The following is a 19,638-nucleotide window of genomic DNA, read 5'->3' on the forward strand; positions in this document are numbered from 1 at the left end:
TTCCGGCAGATGGTGCCGTGACCACGGCATTAACGACTTCTTTACGGGCCGATCTGGATTATTGACGGTTTGCTTTCAGGCCCAGCTGGAGCCCACGGCGGCGTCGGTGTTGGCCATGTTGTTGCCAGCCGTCTGCACCTTCTGGCCGTGGGCGTTGGCCTGCTCGTAAATGACCTGGAAGTTCCGCCCAAGCGCGGTGATGAACTCCTGGCAGGCCACCGAGCCGGCGCCGCCCCAGAAGTCCCCGGCGGCCAGCACATCGTGCACGATCGCCTGGTGCTCGGCCTCCAAAGCGGCGGCCTGGGCGCGGATCAATGCGCCGTGGGCGTCGACGTCGCCGAACTGGTAGTTGATGGACATTGTTGTTCTCCTTTTCTTGGTTAGCTGCTCAGGATCTGCTGCGAGGCAGCTTCCTGCTGTTCGTACTGGTTGGCGTCGCGGATCAGACCGTCACGCACGCCGTGCAGCATGTTGACGATGTTGCTGAACGCGGTCTGCATCTGGCCCATGGTGTCGTAGGACGTGCGTTCGGCCAGCCCGCCCCAGCCGGAGCCGGAAATGCTGGTCGTCGATGCCCACATCCGTCGGGCCTCGTCCTCCACGGTCTGTGCGTGCGCGTCGAAACGTGCCGCGGTCGAACGCATGGCGTCCGGGTCGGTCATAAAACGCGTGGTCATGATGTCTCGCTGTCTCCTTGGTGGTGATTTCTTTTTCCTGCTCAGCCCGCCGCCACCGGGTGCATGGTGACGGTGGGCCGAAATCCATAGCTCGGGGCGGGGGCCGCCGAGGTGGCGCGTGCGCCGAGCGTTCCGATCGGCATGCCGGTGGGCATGGGGCCCACGCCTCGTTCGGCGGCGGCCAAGGTCCCTGCCGGCAATGCTGTTGAGGTGGCTCCGGCAGTCGTGCCGCTGGCGGCCCACGTCGGCGGTACCGAGAGCAGGCCGACCGAACCGGCTCGCCCCAGGCCGGCCACCACGCCGGCGCCGTTGGCGCTCGTGCCGGCCGCACCAGCCAGTCTCGCGGCGTTGGTCAGCACCGTCCCTGAGAGCAGCGGCGCCGCGGCCAGCGCGGGCGCGGGCGTCGTGGTGGCGCCGCCGGCGCTGCTGACGATGCCGAGCATGTTCGACAGCACCCCGACCAGGTTGGAGCCACTGGAGCTCGCCAGCGAACCCAGGTTCGCCGGGTCCAGCAGGCTGCTGAGCATCCCGGATGCCGACGACGAGCCGGCTTGCAGCGGTGACGAAAGTCCTTGCAGCGCAGCCGGAACCGACGAGATCAGTTGGGCTAGCCCGCCCAGCCCGCCCGGGGTGGTCGTGTCGGCGGGCGCGGCGAATGGAGTCACCTGCGCCGCTGCCGCCGACGAGCCCGCGTAGCCGTACATAGCGGCGGCGTCCTGGGCCCACATCTGGGCGTACTGAGCCTCGGTGGCCGCGATCGCCGGAGTGTTCTGCCCCAGCAGGTTGGTCGCGACCAGCATCATCAGCAGGCTGCGGTTGGCCACGATCACCGGCGGCGGCACCGTCATGGCGAACGCCGTCTCGAACGCGGCCGCGGCCGCAGTGGCCTGGGTGGCGGCCTGCTCGGCTTGAGCGGCGGTGGTGTTCATCCACGCCACGTAGGGAGTGGCCGCGGCGACCATCGACGCCGACGCCGAACCCGTCCACAGTTCACCGGCCATCCGGGTGACCACCGCCTGGTAGGCGGCGGCGGTCGACCCCAGCTCCAAGGCCAGGCCGTGCCAGGTCGTGGCGGCGGCCATCAACGGCGCCGCGCCCGGGCCGGTGTAGATCCACGCGGAGTTGACTTCCGGTGGCAACGCACCGAATTCCATCATTTCGTGATCCGTTGGGCGTGCGGGAAACTAGCGGGCTGCGATCGCGTTGGCGGCCTCAGTCGCCTCGTACGCGCCCGCGCCAGCCGCCAAGGTGGCGACGAACATCTGATGAATCGCGTCTGCCTGAGCACTGACCGCCTGGTATAGGCCGGCGTGCGCCGCGAACTGGGCGGCGGTCAACGCCGACACCGGATCCGCCGCCGCGGGTATCACGTCGGTGGTCGCCGGGGCGGCCGCCGCGTTCTGGGCGGCCATCGCCGCGCCGATACCGGTCAATTCGCCGGCCGCGGTCGTCAGCCCGGCGGGCTGCGCGCTCACGAACGACATCAACGACATCACCATCTCCTCACCAATTGAGCCGGCACGGTGCCGGCCACGAGATCCACCGTGCCGCAGCGGTGCTCGGCTAGCTGTTGCCCTTACGCGCTCTTAACGACGCCGGGGCCAACCTTGATGAGTCCTTGATGTCCGGGAATGGAAAAACCCGACGCAGCCCCCTCTGCTGCGTCGGGTTTCCCGGGACTTGGCTGACGTTACGCCCAGCTGGAGCCGACCGAGGCGTCGGTGTTGGCCATGTTGTTGCCGGCCGACTGCACCTTCTGACCGTGGCTGTTGGCCTGTTCGTAGATCACCGCGAAGTTGCGGCCCAACTGCGCCACAAACTCCTGGCACGCCACCGAACCGGCGCCACCCCAGAAGTCACCGGCGGCCAGCACATCGTGCACGATCGCCTGGTGCTCAGCCTCCAACGAAGCAGCCTGGGCACGAATCAACGCACCGTGGGCATCCACATCACCGAACTGGTAATTGATCGACATCTGCGGTTCTCCTTCTAGCTCGACAGGATCTGCTGGGAAGCAGCTTCCTGCTGCTCGTAGTGGTTAGCGTCGCGGATAAGACCGTCGCGCACACCGTGCAGCATGTTCACGATGTTGCGGAACGCGGTCTGCATCTGACCCATGGTGTCCATCGAAGTCCGCTCCGCCAGACCACCCCAGCCAGCACCGGAGATGTTCGTCGACGACGCCCACATCCGACGAGCCTCGTCCTCCACCGTCTGCGCGTGCACATCAAAACGGCCCGCCATCGAACGCATCGCGTCCGGATCAGTCATAAAACGTGTTGCCACTGTTGTGTCTCCTTTTCTGCGGTTCCGCTTTGCGGTGAGGGGGTTTAACCGGCAACTACCGGCCGGGCCATGACGGTCGGTTTGAAGCCGTAGCGCGGGGTGCTCAGACCGAAGCCGCCCCGTTCGGCACCCATCGGCATTCCGCCGGGCATGGCCGCCATCGACGACTCGATCTCTTCGGGGGCGGCCGCCCAGCTGCTGCCCTGCAAGGCGTTGGCGGTGTCGACGGCACTGGCGGCGGGAGCGGCTGCGGCCCAGGTCGGTGGCGTGGACAGCTCGCCTACCAGGGTGGCCTGACCCACGCCGGCCGACACGGTCTGGGCGCTCGCGGTGAACGCCGACGCGCCGCCCAGCGCACCCAAGCTGCTCAACGGACCGCCCGGGGCTAGCAGGGCACCGATGCCGGCACCTGCCGCACCACCGCCGAGGGCGTTGAAACCACCGCCGGAGAAGAACGTGGTCATGGTCGGGATCAAACTGGCGGGGGTGAACGCCGCGGAGGTTCCGGTGAAGCTCATCATGCCGTTGAGCGGGTAAGTCACCAGCGACACAACACCGTTGATCGACGCGTTCCGGCCGATGGCTTCGAGCAGTCCGGACCACGTGGCCGGGGGCAGACCGGCGTCCGCGGGACCCGGCGAGGTCAGCGTCTGCAGCGTGTTCGGCAGCGACGAAATCGCCTGTGCCGTCTGCGCGGTGTTGTTGGCGGCGGTGTTGCCGTTGGCCTGTCCGACCGCGGCGGCCTGGTTGGCCGTTCCGTCCGGGTTCGTGGTCTGGTTGGGCTCGTTGAACGGTGTCACCTTGCTCGCCGTCGCCGAGGACGCGGCGTAGCTGTACATGACGTCGGTGGCCTGGGCCCACATCTCGAAATACTGTGCGTCGCTGGCCATGATCGCCGCCGAGTTCTGACCGACGACGTTGGTCGCCACCAGTTGCTTCTGCTGCGCGCGATTGGCGGCGATCACCGCCGGGGGAGGGGTGGCCGCGTGGGCCGCCTCGAACGCGGCCGCTGCAGCGGTGGCCTGGGTGGCCGCCTCCTCGGCCTTGGTGGCCGTGTCGGCCATCCACGTCAGGTACGGCTTGGTGGCCGCGGACATCGAGGCCGATGCCGGGCCCATCCACTCTTCGTCGACGAGTTGGGTGATCGTCGTTTCGTACGACGTCAACGCCGAGGAGATCTCCGCGGCCAGTCCACGCCAGGCGGAGGCGACCGTCATCATCGGCGTGGAGCCGGGACCGGCGTACAGGCGCCCGGAGTTGATCTCCGGCGACAGCAGTGCGTAGTCGATCATCGTTGCTCCTAGACCACCATCGGCTTGGGCATGAATTTGGGCCGGAACCCGTAACGCGGCGTGCCGTAGTTCATGCCGCGCTGCCCGACGCCGGTCGGCACCGGGGGAGGCATCGAGGCCATGTTGTTGTGGGTCTCGGTGGGGACCGCCCAACCGCCGGGGCCGCTGGTGAGCGCCGCGGCGCCAGGGGTGGCCGCCGCCCAACTCGCCGGCGCCGAGAACGACGTCCCGACCAGTGAGGCCTTCCCCATGCCGGCGGTGACGGCCGGGGTGACCGAGCTGACCCCGAATGCGCTGCTGACCCCGCTGGAGAGGCCTCCGCCGAGCGCGCCCAGGGCGCCGAGTGCGCCCCCCGGGCTTAACGCCGCTCCCAGGCCGCTTCCGAGTGCGCTGCCGGTGGCGGCGGTGAAGCCGCCGCCGGTCAAGTTACCGATAAGGCTGGGCAGCAGGGCGGACGGGATGAAGGCCGCTCCGGTGCCCGCGGTGTTGAACAGGTTGTAGAGCGGGGTGCCGAACATGAACATGTAGCCGTTCGTCGGGTCGTTGTAGAGGAACTCGATGATCGGTGCGAGCCAGTCGGTCGACGCTGCGGGCGAGGCCATGCTCTGCAGGGCGTTCGGCAGCGAGGAAATCATCTGCGCGGCCTGCGCGGTGTTGTTGGCAGTGCTGCTGCCGCCGGCCTGGGTGACCGCAGCACCCTGGTTGGCCAGCCCGGCCGGGTTGGTGGTTTCGGCCGGCTCGCTGAATGGGGTGACCTGTGTCGCGGCAGCCGAACCGCTGGCGTAGCCGTACATCGCGGCGGCGTCTTGGGCCCACATCTGGGCGTAGTTGGCGTCGAGGGTCGCGATCGCCGGGGTGTTGATGCCGAGGATGTTGGTCGCGACCAGCGCCGCCTGCTGCACCCGGTTGGTCGTGACGGCCGCCGGGGGCACCGTGGCCGCCCGCGCCGTCTCAAAGGCGGCGGCGGCGGAGGTGGCCTGGACCGCGGCCTGTTCGGCCAGCGCGGCGGTGTTGTTCATCCAGGCGATGTAGGGCGCCGCGGCCGCGGCCATCGATGACGAAGCCGGACCGAGCCATTCCTCGCCGGACAGCTCGGTGATCACCGTCTCGTAGGAGTGGGCGGCCGCGGACAGTTCGGCGGCCAATCCGCGCCAGGCCGCGGCGGCAGTCATCATCGGGGTCGACCCCGGTCCCGTGTAGATGCGCCCGGAGTTGATCTCGGGGGGCAGTGCTCCGTAATCCCACATGGTTGCCGCCTAACCCGCCGCCGCCGCGTTCGCGGCCTCGGTGGCCGCGTACGACGCGGAGCTGCCCTTGAGCGTGGCCACGAACATTTCGTGAATGGCCGACGCCTGCGTGGCAACCGTCTGGTAGAGGTTGGCGTGCGCGGCGAACTGCGCGGCGGTCAGCGCCGAGACCTCGTCAGCCGCCGCCGGAGCGACGCCGGTAGTCGGGGCGGATGCCGCGGCGCTCTGCGCGTTGAGCGCCGCGCCGATCGCCTGCAGGGTGCTGGCCGCGGACGCCAGCGCCTCCGGCTGGGTGGTCACGAAAGACATGGGATTCTCCTTACAGAGCCCGGTGACGATTCGGCTCCTGGCACCACCGTTGCGTATGACTGGGCGATTGTGAAAGCTGGTTAACCGCTTCTTAACCGCGGTGTCGGAACTCTTTACATGCGCCTCAGTGGAGGGGGGTTCGCTGTGTGTGGGGCGTCACGATTTCGCGTGTGCGAGGCCCAGTGAAGGCTTGGACACGCAAGCTGCGCGTGGCGTTATTGGGCGTTCGCCGAAGGGCTTTCGTATTGCGGCGGCGTGGCCCAGCTCACACTGACGCGTTGGGTGCTGGGGTGCTCATTTCGGCCCTGCCAGGCTGACTCTCAATTAGCTTGATGGGCAACATTTTTAGCCCCCTCGGCCCACCATGGCAGCCGGTCGATTTGGGGCGGTGAAGGCCTGGTAACACGGATTTAACATCCGGATCCGGCGGAGTAAACGGTGCGTAACACGCTATTAACGAACGCTCAGCACACTACGAGCTATGAATCGGCTTCTGCTGCTGGCGGGTCTGACCGCCATGGTCGGTCTGGCGACCCCGGCGCATGCAGAACCGGTCGGCAGCGACGCTGCCTTCCTCACCCAGCTGACCGGCGCCGGCTTGAGCCACAAGGGCTCGGACCAGGTGGCCATCTCGGCCGGTCACTCGGTGTGTCAGCTGATGGACGCCGGACTCACCCCGATGGACACCGTGGTCGCCGTGCAGACCACCAACCCCGGCTTCACGCTGCAGCGTGCCGCGGAGTTCGCGCGGATCGCCGCGCAGAACTACTGCCCCGAGCACGCCTGATTTCTTCGTCTTCTCGGGGTACCGGTAGGGCGCTGGCGAGGCCGCCGCGTTAGATTCGCCGCGAGCCCCCATAGCCCAATTGGCAGAGGCAGCGGACTTAAAATCCGCACAGTGTCGGTTCGAGTCCGACTGGGGGCACAATTTTTGCTAGGCCGGATTTTCTACCGCGACGAACCCGCCCGCTCAGACGCGCCAAACGCCTTCTCGTGACGAGGTTCGCACCTTATTCTCGACCCTGTGGACGACCAGCTGGGTGCCGCGGAGTCGCCGGTGATGGCGCCGGCCGAAGTCGTCGAGGCATTCCTCTACGCGGTCATGCGGGACAAGGACTTTGATCGATTGAGCGAGCTGGTCACTGACGATCTCGTGTATGAGAACGTGGGCTACTCGACCATCCGTGGGGGCCAGCGCCTCGTGGCGATGTTTCGGGGTATGGCCGCGCGTATGCCCGTCATAAATTGGGAAGTCCGCTTCCACCGGGTCGCCAGCCAGGGCGCGACCATCCTGACCGAGCGCACAGACTCGATCGTGATGGGACGGTTCCAAGCGCACTTCTGGGTGTTTGGGGTGTTTGAGATACGGGACGGCAGGGTCGCGCTGTGGCGTGACTACTTCGACCTCGCGGATGTCATCAAGGGGGCGCTTCGCGGAGTCCTCGCGCTAGCGGTTCCGGCCCTGCGGCGACGGTCTTCGTAGCGTGGCGCCAGCGGAGTCGACGCTGGTTGGAGCGTTACGGCGCGAGTCGCATACCCGCCGGTCCGGGAATTTGCAAGGGTCTTTGGCAAGGCGTGCGGAATTTCCTGGTGGGAGTTCTTAATTTCTTATTTAACGTTAATCGCGGGGCGTATCGCGCGTTGTCCAGTGGCGGAATAATGCCTGGTCAGAAGCTATCGATAGGGTTGCTGAACGGCTCTGATCTGCGGTTTTGTCCGATGTGACGTGGGACGGTTGGGATTAGTCTGCGACCTCGATCACAATAATTACGACATTTTCCTGTTACCTCGAATTCACCGCTAGGATCGACCGGATGCCCCGCCTCGGCATCCCGGTTACGACCGGGCCGCACTGCGGTAGCCGCGGGGGCGCGAGGGCAGTGACGATACGAACGAAGCGACACGAACAGTGGTTGATAGGAGCGATGTGGACGAAGTGCCGGCTTATAGATTGGCCAACTCGCCAGCCCGCGTCGCGAACACCGTGACCCTGGACCGTGGCCCGATCGGCGGCATTGCGGTCACCGCGGACGGCCGGCGCCTGCTGGCCACCAACTTCGGCGACGACACCGTCTCGATCATCGACACCGTCACCTGCAAGATCGTGAACACCGTCTTCCAGGCCAACGAGCCGTACTCGATCGCCGCCGGCCCCGCCGGCACCGGCTGGGCCTATATCACCGCGGGTTCGACCGCTCTGGACGCCGTGCTGGCGATCGACGTCGACACCGCGCAGGTCGCCGGGTGCTACCCGGTGGCCATGGACATCGGCGACCTGGTCGCCGACCCGACCAGCAGCCGCGTCTACCTCACCCGTACCGGCTCGGCCGGCGTTGATGTGCTTGCGCTCGACGCGGCCATGCGTCCCGCCGCGTCCGCCGCAGTGTCCGGGCACCCCGGGGCGGCAGCGGCCGGCCTGCGGATCAGCGCGGACGGCCGGCGGCTGTACGCGGCGGTCCGCCAGCCCAACGGCGACACCGTCACCGTGCTGGACCGTGACCTGAACATCGTCGACACCGTCAAGGTCGGCGCCACCATCATCGATGTGGCGGTCAGCCCGGACGGTGCCCGGCTGTACGTGGCGACGTCCGGTCCCGACGGCCACGGCCGGGTGCACGTTGTCGACACCCGCACCCACGCGGTCAGCTCCAGCCGCGCCATCGAGGCCCAGCTGATCCAGCTGATCGCCGGCCGCGACGGCCAGCGGATCTACCTGGTGACCGATGGTGCCGTGTTGGTCATGTGCGCGCGCACCAGCGAAACCCTCGGCACGCTGGCCGGCGTCAACGAGCCGTCCTGCGCCGCAGAGAGCCCGGACGGCAGCCGGCTCTACATCGCCGGGTACGACGGCAAGGTGACCATCGCGTCACTGGCCGACCTGCCGGCGCCTTCAGCGTCGTTGCACGAGCAGCTCGAGCTCGACGACGCCGTCACCCGCATGCTGCAACTCGAACCCGCGGTGTAACCCACGCCACGTTCGGAATGGTGGCGTGATCGAATAGGCCGATGCACAGCACCATGCAGCACTGGCCGTTGACGGTCGGCGCCATCTTGGACCATGTCACTGCTGTCCACGGTGATCGCACCGTCACCACCGTGGCCGACGATGGATATCGGGTCACCACCTATCGCGAGCTCGGTCGGCAGGTGGCCCAGTTGGCCAACGCCCTGCGGCGTCTCGGTATCACCGGCGACGAGCGGGTCGCCACCTTCATGTGGAACAACACCGAACACCTGGCCGCCTACCTGGCGGTGCCGTCGATGGGCGCGGTGCTGCACACGCTGAATATCCGGCTGTTCGCCGAGCAGATCGTCTTCGTGGCCAACGAGGCCGAGGACCGGGTGATCCTGGTCGACGGGTCACTGGTGCAGCTGCTGGCGCCGGTGTTGGCGGAACTGGAGACCGTGCACACCGTGATCCTGGTCGGGGACGGCGACGTCGCGGCGTTGGAGGCCTCCGGCAAGACCGTGCTGGGCTATGCCGAGCTGCTGGCGGCCGAGTCCGACGAGTTCGACTGGCCGGTCATTGACGAGAACTCGGCGGCCGCCATGTGCTACACCAGCGGCACCACCGGCAACCCCAAGGGCGTGGTGTACAGCCACCGGTCCAGCTACCTGCACGCCATGGCGGGATGCACCACCAACGGCACCGGGATCGGCGCGATCGACTGCGTGCTGCCGATCGTGCCGATGTTCCACGCCAACGCCTGGGGTCTGCCGTATTCGGCGCTGATGGCCGGCGCAGACCTAGCGATGCCCGACCGGCATCTGGATGCCAAGTCACTGGTCGCCCTCATCGAATCGCAGCGGGCCACCGTGGCCGGTGCGGTGCCGACCATCTGGAACGACGTCATGCACTACCTGGAACGTGAACCCGGCCATGACATCTCGTCGTTGCGGCTGGCGGCCTGCGGCGGGTCGGCGGTTCCGGTCTCGCTGATGCAGGCGTTCGAGCAGCGCCACAACGTGCAGGTGCGGCAGCTATGGGGCATGACCGAGACCTCGCCGATGGCCACCATGGCCTGGCCGCCGCCGGGCACCCCGCCCGAGCAGCACTGGGCGCTGCGCGGCACCCAGGGCCGGCCAGTGTGTGGCGTCGAGACCCGCATCGTCGACGACGAGGACGCGGTACTGCCCAACGACGGCGAGGCGGTCGGTGAGCTGGAGGTGCGCGGCGCCTGGATCACCGGCGCCTACTACCGCGGCCAGGACGAGTCCAAGTTCTCCTCGGGCTGGCTGCGCACCGGTGACGTCGGCCGCATCGACCCGCAGGGCTTCATCACGCTGACCGACCGGGCCAAAGACGTGATCAAGTCTGGCGGGGAGTGGATCTCCTCGGTGGAACTGGAGAACGAGCTGATCGCCCACCCCGACGTCGTCGAGGCGGCGGTGGTTGGGGTGCCCGACGAGCGCTGGCAGGAACGGCCGCTGGCCGTCGTGGTGGTCCGTAGTGGCGCTTCGGTGAGCGGTGCCGAACTGCGAACCTTCCTGTCCGACAAGGTCGCCCGCTGGTGGCTGCCGGAGCGCTGGACGTTCGTCGAGGCGATCCCGCGCACCAGCGTCGGCAAGTACGACAAGAAGACCATCCGTGCCCGGTACGCCGAGGAGCAATACCAAGTGAGCGAGGTGCATAACTGATGAGTCTGCGTGTCATCCAATGGGCCACCGGCGGGGTGGGAGTCGCCGCCATCAAGGGCGTGCTCGAGCATCCCGAGCTGGAGTTGGTCGGTTGCTGGGTCCACTCGAAGTCCAAGAGCGGCAAGGACGTCGGGGAGATCATCGGCACCGGACCGGTGGGTGTGACGGCCACCGACAGCGTCGACGAGATCCTGGCGACCGAGGCCGACGCGGTGATCTATGCGCCGCTGCTGCCCAACCCCGACGAGGTCGCGGCGCTGCTGCGCTCGGGTAAGAACGTCGTCACCCCAGTCGGCTGGTTCTACCCGACGGAGAAGGAGGCCGGCCCGCTGGAAGGCGCGGCGCGTGAGGGCGACGTGACCCTGCACGGTGCCGGCATCGGCCCGGGCGCGGCGACCGAGTTGTTCCCGCTGCTGCTGTCGGTGATGTCCACTGGCGTGACATTCATTCGCGGCGAAGAGTATTCGGACCTGCGTACCTATGACGCCCCGGATGTGGTGCGGCACGTCATGGGCTTCGGCGGGACTCCGGACAAGGCGCTGAGCGGCCCGATGCAGAAGCTGCTCGACGGCGGGTTCCGTCAATCGGTGCGGCTGTGCGTGGACCAGCTGGGATTCGCTGCCGACGAGGAAATTCGTTCCTCGCAGGAGGTGGCGGTGGCCACCGCGCCGATCGCTTCGCCGATCGGGTCTATCGAACCCGGCCAGGTGGCGGGGCGGCGGTTCCACTGGGAAGCCACCGTCGGCGACGAGGTAGTGGTCCGGGTCACCGTCAACTGGCTGATGGGTGAGGAAAACCTCGACCCGCCATGGACTTTCGGGCCGGCCGGCGAGCGCTACGAGATGGAGGTGCGGGGCAACCCCAACACGTTCGTCACCGTCAAAGGCTGGCAGCCCGAAACCGTCGAAGAGGGCCTGATCAGCAACCCGGGCGTCGTGGCGACCGCGGCGCACTGCGTCAATGCCGTCCCGGCGACCTGCGCGGCCCCGCCCGGTATCGCCGGGTTCTTCGACCTGCCGCTCATCACTGGCCGGGCCGCTCCGCACCTGGCGCGATGAGCGCTACTCTCGGCTGATGGCCCTGGTTGTCGAACAGTCTCGGACGGTACCTGCGACGGTCGCCGACGCATTCGCCGGAACGCTGCCATTGCCGCTGCCACAGCTGTTCCGGCGCTGGTACGGGCCGATCCCGCCGATCAAAGAGGTCCGGGGCCAAGCCGGTGATTGGGCGAGCGTCGGGCAGACCCGCACCGTCCTGCTGACCGGCGGCGGCAGCATGCGCGAGGAGCTGACCGAGGTCGATTCCCCCCGGGCGTTTGCCTACCGGCTCACCGACGTCACCGGCCCGATGGCGCCACTGGTGGCCTATGTCGAGGGCAGGTGGCAGTTCGCACCCGCTGGTTCGGGCACCACGGTCACCTGGAGCTGGGTGATCCACCCGCGGTCCAGGCTGGCCGCGCCGGTGCTGCCGGTGCTCGGTTGGCTGTGGAAGGGCTACGCGCGTCAAGCCTTGGCGCGCCTGTCCGCCCTGTTGGAGGGCTGACCGCGCCGATGTGCCGACTCTTCGGGCTGCACGCCGGGACCAGCGTCGTGACCTCAACGTTCTGGCTGCTCGACGCCGCGGACAACCTGGCCGAACAGAGCCGACGCAACCCCGACGGCACGGGCCTGGGTGTGTTCGACGGCTACGGGCAATCGCAGCTGCGCAAGCAGCCGATCGCAGCGTGGCAGGACACCGAATTCGCTACCGCTGCACATGAACTGACCGGCACCACCTTCGTCGCGCACGTACGCTACGCCACCACCGGCGCTCGGAGCGTCGCCAACACTCACCCGTTCCTGCAGGACAACCGCATCTTTGCGCACAACGGCGTTGTCGAAGATCTTCCCGCGATTGACCAGCGGCTGCGCGAGGTCGACGGCTACGGCATGGTGCGAGGCGATACCGACTCCGAACGGATCTTCGCCCTCATCACCGCCGCGATCCGGGCGCGACGCGGCGACGTGACGGGCGGCCTCGTCGACGCTGTTCGGTGGCTGGCCGCCAACGTGCCGATCTACGCGCTCAACCTGCTGCTGAGCACCGCCACCGACATGTGGGCGCTGCGGTACCCCGAGCCCAACGAGCTCTACATTCTGGACCGGCGAGACGGCACAGCACCCGGAGGTCTGACATTGCGCACCAAGCGGATTCGAGCAGATGCCGCGAGATTACGCGGCCGACCCGCGGTAGTGTTCGCCACCGAACCGATGGACGATGACACCCGCTGGGAACCGATCGAGCCGGGCCACCTTGTCCACGTCGACGCGGGCCTGCGGATCACCCGCCAATTGGTGCTGCCCGATCCGCCCGCGCGGCAACTGCGGCGCGAAGATCTGAACCCGGTGGCCGCAGCGGCCCAACACCCGGCGGTATGAGTCCGATGACGAAACGTGCCCTGGTGCTCGGCGGGGGTGGGGTAGCGGGCATCGCCTGGGAGACCGGCGTGCTGTGCGGCATCGCCGACGAATCACCCGACACTGCACGGGAATTACTCGAATCCGCTGTGCTGGTTGGGACATCGGCCGGGTCGGCGGTGGCCGCCCAGATCGGCAGCGGGCTGGGCCTGGAGCAGTTGTTCGCCCGCCAGGTCGCGGAGACCTGCTCGGAGATCGATCCCGGTGTCGGCGCCGATGAGCTGACCGAGCTGTTCGTGGCGGCGATCACCGAACCCAACACGACCACCGCGCAGAAACTGCAAGGAATCGGCGCGGTGGCCCTGGCGGCGCAGACCGTTGCCGCGCCGGTGCGGCGCGGGATCATCGCCGACCGGCTGCCGTCGCACGACTGGCCGAAGCGCACGCTGCGGATCACCGCGATCGACATCGACACCGGGGAGCTGACGGTCTTCGACCGCGACTCGGGGGTGGAACTCATCGACGCGGTGGCAGCCAGTTGTGCGGTGCCCGGCGCCTGGCCTCCGGTGGTGCTCGGCACGCGGCGCTACATGGACGGCGGGGTGCGCAGCACGGTCAACCTCGATGTGGCCGCCGATTGCGACGAGGCCGTGCTGCTGGTGCCCACCGGCGGCGGCGTCGACGGCGAGATCGCGGCGTTCCCCGGTCGCGTCTGCGCGGTGTTGGCCGACGATGACGCGATACGTGCCTTCGGCGGCAATCCGCTCGACCCGGCGTGCCGGTTGCCATCGGCGCAGGCCGGCCGCGAACAGGGCCGACGGCAAGCCGGCGCCATCGCGGAGTTCTTGGCCGGCTAGAGCGCTACGGCGATTTCGGGGCGTCGAGAGCGCGGGCGGCGAGTTCTCGGCCCAGGTCGACCAACTCCGCGGCGCGGTGGAAGTCCAGGCTGCGGCAGGCGACGCGAGGCACCTCGATCAGCAGATCGGGCGGGTGCGACGCGAGCTGATGGCGGGCCAGCGCTGCCTGGGCGATATCGATGGTTCGGTTCATCACCTCGAAGCTGCCGAGTTTAGGCACCACCTCGGGAGTGGACTCCTCGTCCTCGCCGCCGGGCCCGCCGGGCTCGGACTCGCCACTGCTGAACCGGTCCAGGATCGCCCGTGCCGTGGGCCGGTCCAGCAGAGACCGCGCTCCGCTGGTGTCCAGCAGCGCAGAGGTGCTGCGCCACATGCGATTCAACCGGCCAGCCGGCACGTCCCGCTCGGAATCGTCGGCAGCCGGGCCGGCGGCAGTCGGGTCGCCGCCGTTGAGGCTGACGGCCAACGTCAGGTCGGCGTTGACGGCGCTCAGCGGCGCCATCGGCAGCGGATCGAGAATGCCGCCGTCGGCGAGCAGGCGTCCATCGACCACGTGCGGAGCGATCACCCCAGGGATGGCGATCGAGGCGCGGATGGCGGTATCGACCGGGCCGCGCTGCAGCCACACCGATCGGCCCGCGATCAGATCGGTCGCCACAGCGGTATAGGGAATCGGCAGCTCTTCGATGTCGATATCGCCCAAGATGTCGCGGACGACATCGAGGATCTTCTCCGCCCGTAGCACCCCTGCGGCGGTGAACGACGGATCCAGCAGCCGCAGCACCGCTCCCTGGGTCAGCGACTTGGCCCACTCGGCGAAGTCATCGAGTCGACCCGCAGCCTCTAGCCCGCCCACCAGCGCACCCATCGACGATCCAGAGATCCCCGCGATGTCGTAGCCGCGGTCGCGCAGCTCGGCGATCACCCCGATGTGGGCATAGCCGCGCGCACCGCCGCTGCCCAGCACCAGCGCCACCCGGGGCGCCCGGTGCGCGCGGGATTGTGCAGCAGAGGTCATATCCACCATTTTGCGGGCTCTACCGCGCCGGTTCTTTCCGTCATTGCGATTACAACCGTAATGCCGACAGGAAATGGCAGGTCACAGGGGGTATTGCCGTGCGGGGAGGGTCGGACCTTCCGCCCCGCGACTGACGCGCCGATGCGCCCGGCGCGGCACCCGGATAGCATGGCCGCTGTGATGGAGCACGTCGGATTCCAGGGTTGTTGTTGCCGCAGCTGAATGCTGCCGCCGACCCCTTTCTTGAATCCAGCCCATCCTCTTTGGAGTTCTCACCATGGTTATCGCCGATCCCATCGCGCTGCGCCGCCCGGCCGCCCGGCCCCGCTCGCTGCGCCTGCCCGACCTCTTACAGACCACCGACCTGGCCGCCGACGCAGTGCTGCAAGGCCGCTACAACCATCTGCTGCCCGCCTCCGGGTTGCCCGAGGACGAGCGTTGGTTCGCCCGCATCCACGGTGATGACCGGCTCGACATCTGGCTGATCAGCTGGGTGCCGGGGCACGCCACCGAACTGCACGATCACGGTGACTCGCTGGGCGCGCTGACCGTGCTGTCCGGCTCATTGGATGAGTTCCATTGGAATGGTCGCGAGCTGGCGCAACGACGCTTGGACGCCGGGGACCAGGCCGCGTTCACCCAGGGCTGGGTGCACGACGTCGTCTGGGCACCCCCTACAACCCAGTTCGAACCAGCTGCCCCGACGCTGAGCGTGCACGCATACTCGCCGCCACTGGCGGAAATGTCCTATTACGACGTCGGGCAGGACCATACTCTGCGTAGGCAGCGCACCGAACTCACCCAGCACCCGGAGGCGTCATGACCACAACGCACGTCACCAGCCGAATCGACCAACTGCTCGAATCGGCCCGCGCCAAGCTGCACCGGCTGACGGCCGATGAAGTGCCCGAGGCGCTGCGCAACGGCGCATACCTGGTCGACATCCGGCCAGCGGCCCAGCGCGAGGAGGAAGGCCAAGTGCCGGACGCGCTGGTGATCGAACGCAACGTGCTCGAGTGGCGCTGCGACCCGACCAGCGACGCCCGGCTGCCGCAGGCAGTCGACGACGACGTGCAGTGGATCATCCTGTGCTCGCAGGGCTACACCTCGAGCCTGGCCGCGGCGGCGCTGCAGGACTTGGGGCTGCACCGCGCAACCGACGTCGTCGGTGGCTATCAGGCCTTGGCCGCCGTCGGCGAGCTGGTGGAGCCGGCCCCGCTGGCCGCGCTAAGCGTTGGAGTGCAGCAGGGGGCGGAGCCGTTCAGTCTTCTCCGGGGTCCACGACGCTGGATGTAGGATCGCCGCCCACGCATCGGCGGCGTCGGCGACGTAGCTGTGGCCATGGCCGTCGGGCACGTCGATCGCCACCGCCATGTCGGCGGAGACCTGCAGAAACGTCACGATCGGGGTCCAGTGCACCTGCGGCAGCACGTCGTAGCCGCGGGGCTCTCTCAACCAGTCCGGCTTGTGGTACAGCAGATCTGGATGCCACCAGGCGATCGGGTCCGAGGCGTGCTGTAGGTACACCACTCGTGGCGTATCCGGTGCCCCCCAAGGGGTGTCGGGGCGTGCCAGGTCTTCCGGGCGAGCGACGAACCGCACGGCGCGGCCGTCGTGGTAGATCGGCAGCCATTGCGGGGAACCGGGATCGCGGTTGATGGTCAGGTCGGTCCAGATGGTGTTCTGAAAGGTCGGACCGGAGAACAGCGCGCCGTCGGTACGCGCCAGCACGTTGTTGAGGCTCATGAAGGAGGCCTCGCCGCCGAAGGAGCCGAGGCTTTCGCCGAACACCACCAGTTTGGGGCGCTGAGCCTCCGGCAGGGCGCGCACCTGTTTGTCGACGGCCTCGAACAAGGCCTGGCCGGCTTGGCGAGCGTTCTCCTTGTCGACCAGGAAGGAGAGCCAGCTGGGCAGGAACGAATACTGCATGCTCACGATCGCGGTGTCGCCGTTGAACATGTACTCCAGGGCCGAGGCCTCTGCCTCGTTGACCCAGCCGGTGCCCGTCGTGGTGGCCACCGCCACCACCGCGCGGTTCAGTCCGCCGGTGCGGGCCAGCTCGGCAGCGGCCAGCTCAGCGGTGTCCTTGATCCCATGGGCCGAATTCAGGCCGGCGTAGGCCCGAATCGGTTCGGTGGCCGGTGTGCCGTTGAACGCGCTGAGTTGCGCGACAGTGGGTCCGTTCGCAACGAAGATGCGGCCCTGATGGCCCAGCGACTCCCAGGAGGCCAGCGACTCCGGCCCGCCGGAGCGCAGCGGGGTCGACGGGGCGGCCCGGTCCGGGCTGGTCTCCTCGTTGACCGAGGCGAAGGTGCTGTTCATGACGTGCATCGCGCTCTTGAGCACCAGACCGTTGAGCACCGCCACGAACAGGGCCACCAGTAACGACACCGCGATCACGGCCGAAACCCGTGGCGGGGCAACGCGTTCGAGCTGACGCATCAGAAAGCGGATCAGCATCCTGACCAGCTGACCGATCTCGACCAGGATGAACAGCGTGACCACCGCGATCGCGCCGGCTTGCGGGTAGTTGTACCAAGTCAGCCGCGGCACGCCCATCAGGTCGCGCATCTGGTCCTGCCAGCCGTGGATCGTCCACACCACCCAGAGATGGATGATCGCCGCGGTGGGGATGAGCACCAGCCAGGCCCACCGCGGGGCCGGCGGGCTGGTGTCCTTCGAGCGCATGTAGCGGAACAGCCAGACGCTGAACACGCCCAGCGCGTAGCCGATGGCGCCCGAGCCGCCGCTGACCAAACCCTGGAACAGCGGCCCGCGCGGCAGCAGCGACGGCGTCAGGGACAGCCACAGGAACACCAGACCCACCGCGGTGCCGGTGAACGTGTAGTGCCGGACCCACCAGGGCGCGCGCGCGGTCGCTTCCGCGGGGGTTTCCGCGGTGGCGGTGGCGGTGTCGGTGGCTGTCGTGCTCATCGGGGAGTTGCTCAGCGGTGGGTGAAGTTCGGTGCGCGCTTCTCGGTGAAGGCAGCCATGCCCTCGGTCTGGTCATCGGTGGCGAACGCCGAGTGGAACAGGCGGCGCTCGTAGAGCAGCCCCTCGGTCAGGGTGGACTCGAAGGCCCGGTTGACGGCTTCCTTGGCCATCCGGGCCGCCGACAGGCTCATCCCGGCGATGGTGGCGGCGACCTTGCCGGCCTCGGCCAGCAGGTCGTCGGCCGGCACCACGCGAGACACCAGGCCAGAGCGCTCGGCTTCGGCGGCATCGATGGTGCGGCCGGTCAGGATCAGGTCCATCGCCTTGGCCTTGCCGATGGCCCGGGTCAGCCGCTGCGAGCCGCCCATGCCGGGCAGCACACCCAGCTTGATCTCCGGCTGGCCGAACTTGGCGGTGTCGGCGGCGATCAGCAGGTCGCACATCATCGCCAGCTCGCAACCGCCGCCCAGGGCGTGCCCGGCCACCGCGGCGATGGTCGGGGTGCGTACCGCGGCCAGCTTGGACCACGCGGCGAAGAAGTCGGCGGCGAACACCTCGGCGAAACTCAGGTCGGCCATCTCTTTGATGTCCGCTCCGGCAGCGAACGCCTTGGCGCTGCCGGTGATGATGATCGCCCCGATGCCCGGGTCGGCGTCGAATTCGGCTGCGGCAGCGGTGACTTCGTTCATCACCTGGCTGTTGAGGGCGTTGAGCGCCTGCGGCCGGTTCAAGGTGATGGTGCCGACCCGGCCGTCGCGGTCGACGAGGATGGTTTCGTAAGTCATGGGTGCTCCTTAGAAGGTCAGATCGGGTTCGGCGGGAACGAAATACGCTTCGATGTCGGCGGTGGTCACCTCGGCCAGCGTCGCCGGTGACCATTGCGGATTGCGGTCCTTGTCGACCAGCTGGGCGCGGATGCCCTCCACCAGGTCATGTGAGCGTAACGACGCGCACGACACCCGGTACTCCTGGATCAGAACGTCTTCCAAGGTGGCGAGCTGGCCCGCCCGACGCACCGCCTCCAACGTCACCGCGCAGGCGACCGGGGACCGGGTTCCGATCAGTTCTGCCGCGGCGTTGGCGTCGGGGCTGGCGTGGCCCGCCAGCGCACCCACGATCTGCGCAACGGTCTCGTGTGCGTAGCACTCGTCGATCCAGTCGCGGTGTGCGGCAAGCTGACTCGCCGGTGCCTCGGCCGCGTGGGCGGCCAGGGCACTGTCCACCCCGTCGGCGATGATCGCACCCGTGAAGGCCTCGAGCGCCGCGTGCGGCACGTAGTGGTCGGCGAAACCCAGCGCAATGGCGTCCGGACCGGAGAACGGCGCGCCGGTCAGTGCCGCGTGCAGACCGAGCCGGCCGGGGGAGCGGGAGAGCAGGTAGGTGCCGCCGACATCGGGGATGAAGCCGATGCCGACCTCGGGCATGGCCATCTTGGTGGTGTCGGTGACCACTCGGGTGTTGGCGTGCGCCCCGACTCCGACGCCGCCGCCCATCACGATGCCGTCCATCAACGACACGTACGGCTTTTTGTATCCGCCGATCTGCGCATTGAGCAGGTACTCGTCGTACCAGAATCGTCGCGCGTCCGCGCCGTCGGCTTTGGCGCTGTGATAGATCGCGACCACGTCGCCGCCGGCGCACAGTCCGCGCTCGCCGGCACCGGTGAGCACCACCGCCGTGACCGCCGGATCCTCGGCCCAGGCGGACAGCGCCGCGGTCATCGCGGTCACCATCGGAAGGTTCAGCGAGTTGATCGCCTTCGGACGGTTGAGCGTCAGCAGGCCGACCCCGTTGTCAACGCGGGCCAGGACCTCGTCAGATTCACCTGTCACGCCTTCGCAATGTAGATCCCTACGCGCGGTCACTGATCCGCGGGTAAGGTTTGGCAGCAGAGCGGCCCGAACGCCGTCGGGAACTCCGGCGAGTCGGGAAACGTTGATTCAGTATTCGTAAACCCTTAGCTTCACAGCCCCAGGAGAGGATC

The 19,638-nt window shown here is 68.0% G+C and carries 23 protein-coding genes and 1 tRNA gene; 11 read left to right on the forward strand and 13 right to left on the reverse strand.

The window, feature by feature from the left end:
- Positions 1-75 precede the first annotated feature (75 nt).
- From RCP37_RS05140 to RCP37_RS05180, 9 genes are all read right to left on the reverse strand, one after another.
- On the reverse strand, positions 76-360 hold the full coding sequence (locus RCP37_RS05140; protein ID WP_308485897.1) for a WXG100 family type VII secretion target: 285 nt from the start codon (positions 358-360) through the stop codon (positions 76-78).
- 20 nt (positions 361-380) lie between these two features.
- Positions 381-677: a WXG100 family type VII secretion target gene (locus RCP37_RS05145; protein ID WP_308485898.1), complete on the reverse strand. Its 297-nt coding sequence runs from the start codon at positions 675-677 to the stop codon at positions 381-383.
- Positions 678-718: 41 nt separating this feature from the next.
- A complete protein-coding gene (locus RCP37_RS05150; protein WP_373693109.1) occupies positions 719-1,834 on the reverse strand; it encodes a PPE family protein in 1,116 nt (371 codons plus the stop codon).
- 27 nt (positions 1,835-1,861) lie between these two features.
- The gene (locus RCP37_RS05155) at positions 1,862-2,161 is read right to left on the reverse strand and encodes a PE family protein (RefSeq protein WP_308486946.1); all 300 of its coding nucleotides are present in this window, start codon (positions 2,159-2,161) and stop codon (positions 1,862-1,864) included.
- A 206-nt stretch (positions 2,162-2,367) separates the two neighbouring features.
- Entirely contained in the window at positions 2,368-2,652 is a 285-nt protein-coding gene (locus RCP37_RS05160) for a WXG100 family type VII secretion target (RefSeq protein WP_047317298.1), read from the reverse strand.
- Positions 2,653-2,666: 14 nt separating this feature from the next.
- Positions 2,667-2,963 carry a WXG100 family type VII secretion target gene (locus RCP37_RS05165; RefSeq protein WP_047317297.1) on the reverse strand — a complete coding sequence of 99 codons (297 nt, stop codon included), beginning with the start codon at positions 2,961-2,963 and terminating at the stop codon, positions 2,667-2,669.
- A 44-nt stretch (positions 2,964-3,007) separates the two neighbouring features.
- Entirely contained in the window at positions 3,008-4,255 is a 1,248-nt protein-coding gene (locus tag RCP37_RS05170) for a PPE family protein (RefSeq protein ID WP_308485899.1), read from the reverse strand.
- 8 nt (positions 4,256-4,263) lie between these two features.
- Positions 4,264-5,502, reverse strand: coding sequence for a PPE family protein (locus RCP37_RS05175; RefSeq protein ID WP_308485900.1), 1,239 nt, complete (start codon positions 5,500-5,502; stop codon positions 4,264-4,266).
- A 9-nt stretch (positions 5,503-5,511) separates the two neighbouring features.
- Entirely contained in the window at positions 5,512-5,811 is a 300-nt protein-coding gene (locus RCP37_RS05180) for a PE family protein (protein WP_308485901.1), read from the reverse strand.
- A 481-nt stretch (positions 5,812-6,292) separates the two neighbouring features.
- Here RCP37_RS05180 and RCP37_RS05185 point away from each other — a divergent pair, with 481 nt between their 5' ends.
- The 9 genes from RCP37_RS05185 to RCP37_RS05225 all read left to right on the forward strand — a co-directional run bounded on the left by RCP37_RS05185 (position 6,293) and on the right by RCP37_RS05225 (position 13,702).
- Positions 6,293-6,598: a DUF732 domain-containing protein gene (locus tag RCP37_RS05185; RefSeq protein WP_308485902.1), complete on the forward strand. Its 306-nt coding sequence runs from the start codon at positions 6,293-6,295 to the stop codon at positions 6,596-6,598.
- 64 nt (positions 6,599-6,662) lie between these two features.
- Positions 6,663-6,736 (forward strand) — tRNA-Leu (locus RCP37_RS05190).
- A gap of 135 nt (positions 6,737-6,871) precedes the next feature.
- Entirely contained in the window at positions 6,872-7,294 is a 423-nt protein-coding gene (locus tag RCP37_RS05195) for a limonene-1,2-epoxide hydrolase family protein (RefSeq protein WP_308486947.1), read from the forward strand.
- A gap of 468 nt (positions 7,295-7,762) precedes the next feature.
- Complete coding sequence (locus RCP37_RS05200; protein WP_308485903.1) at positions 7,763-8,776, forward strand: YncE family protein; 1,014 nt, start codon at positions 7,763-7,765, stop codon at positions 8,774-8,776.
- Between the two features lie 41 nt (positions 8,777-8,817).
- Entirely contained in the window at positions 8,818-10,449 is a 1,632-nt protein-coding gene (locus RCP37_RS05205; protein ID WP_308485904.1) for a long-chain fatty acid--CoA ligase, read from the forward strand.
- Positions 10,449-11,507 (forward strand): NAD(P)H-dependent amine dehydrogenase family protein, encoded by a 1,059-nt coding sequence (locus RCP37_RS05210; protein ID WP_308485905.1) that lies wholly within the window; start codon positions 10,449-10,451, stop codon positions 11,505-11,507. Before RCP37_RS05205 ends, RCP37_RS05210 begins: the two co-directional genes overlap by 1 nt.
- A gap of 16 nt (positions 11,508-11,523) precedes the next feature.
- Positions 11,524-11,991, forward strand: a complete 468-nt coding sequence (locus tag RCP37_RS05215) for an SRPBCC family protein (protein ID WP_308485906.1) — start codon at positions 11,524-11,526, stop codon at positions 11,989-11,991.
- A gap of 8 nt (positions 11,992-11,999) precedes the next feature.
- Positions 12,000-12,866 carry a class II glutamine amidotransferase gene (locus RCP37_RS05220; protein ID WP_308485907.1) on the forward strand — a complete coding sequence of 289 codons (867 nt, stop codon included), beginning with the start codon at positions 12,000-12,002 and terminating at the stop codon, positions 12,864-12,866.
- The gene (locus RCP37_RS05225) at positions 12,863-13,702 is read left to right on the forward strand and encodes a patatin-like phospholipase family protein (RefSeq protein ID WP_308485908.1); all 840 of its coding nucleotides are present in this window, start codon (positions 12,863-12,865) and stop codon (positions 13,700-13,702) included. Before RCP37_RS05220 ends, RCP37_RS05225 begins: the two co-directional genes overlap by 4 nt.
- Before the next feature lie 4 nt (positions 13,703-13,706).
- Here the strand turns inward: RCP37_RS05225 and RCP37_RS05230 are convergent, their stop codons facing one another.
- On the reverse strand, positions 13,707-14,726 hold the full coding sequence (locus RCP37_RS05230) for a patatin-like phospholipase family protein (protein ID WP_373693159.1): 1,020 nt from the start codon (positions 14,724-14,726) through the stop codon (positions 13,707-13,709).
- Positions 14,727-14,997: 271 nt separating this feature from the next.
- On the opposite strand from RCP37_RS05230, the gene RCP37_RS05235 reads away from it, so the two are divergent.
- Both RCP37_RS05235 and RCP37_RS05240 read left to right on the forward strand, forming a co-directional pair.
- A complete protein-coding gene (locus RCP37_RS05235; RefSeq protein WP_308485910.1) occupies positions 14,998-15,543 on the forward strand; it encodes a cysteine dioxygenase in 546 nt (181 codons plus the stop codon).
- Entirely contained in the window at positions 15,540-16,016 is a 477-nt protein-coding gene (locus tag RCP37_RS05240) for a rhodanese-like domain-containing protein (RefSeq protein WP_308485911.1), read from the forward strand. Before RCP37_RS05235 ends, RCP37_RS05240 begins: the two co-directional genes overlap by 4 nt.
- Here RCP37_RS05240 and RCP37_RS05245 read toward each other — a convergent pair.
- From RCP37_RS05245 to RCP37_RS05255, 3 genes are read right to left on the reverse strand one after another with little or no spacing between them, the layout of a single operon-like run.
- A complete protein-coding gene (locus RCP37_RS05245; RefSeq protein ID WP_308485912.1) occupies positions 15,948-17,654 on the reverse strand; it encodes an alpha/beta hydrolase in 1,707 nt (568 codons plus the stop codon). The two genes, RCP37_RS05240 and RCP37_RS05245, sit on opposite strands and share 69 nt — an antisense overlap.
- 11 nt (positions 17,655-17,665) lie before the next feature.
- Positions 17,666-18,439 (reverse strand): enoyl-CoA hydratase, encoded by a 774-nt coding sequence (locus RCP37_RS05250; RefSeq protein ID WP_308485913.1) that lies wholly within the window; start codon positions 18,437-18,439, stop codon positions 17,666-17,668.
- 9 nt (positions 18,440-18,448) lie between these two features.
- A complete protein-coding gene (locus tag RCP37_RS05255) occupies positions 18,449-19,486 on the reverse strand; it encodes an enoyl-CoA hydratase/isomerase family protein (protein ID WP_308485914.1) in 1,038 nt (345 codons plus the stop codon).
- Positions 19,487-19,638 lie beyond the last annotated feature (152 nt).

It is taken from the genome of Mycolicibacter sp. MU0102, assembly GCF_963378105.1.
GTDB classification, from domain to species: domain Bacteria; phylum Actinomycetota; class Actinomycetes; order Mycobacteriales; family Mycobacteriaceae; genus Mycobacterium; species Mycobacterium holstebronense.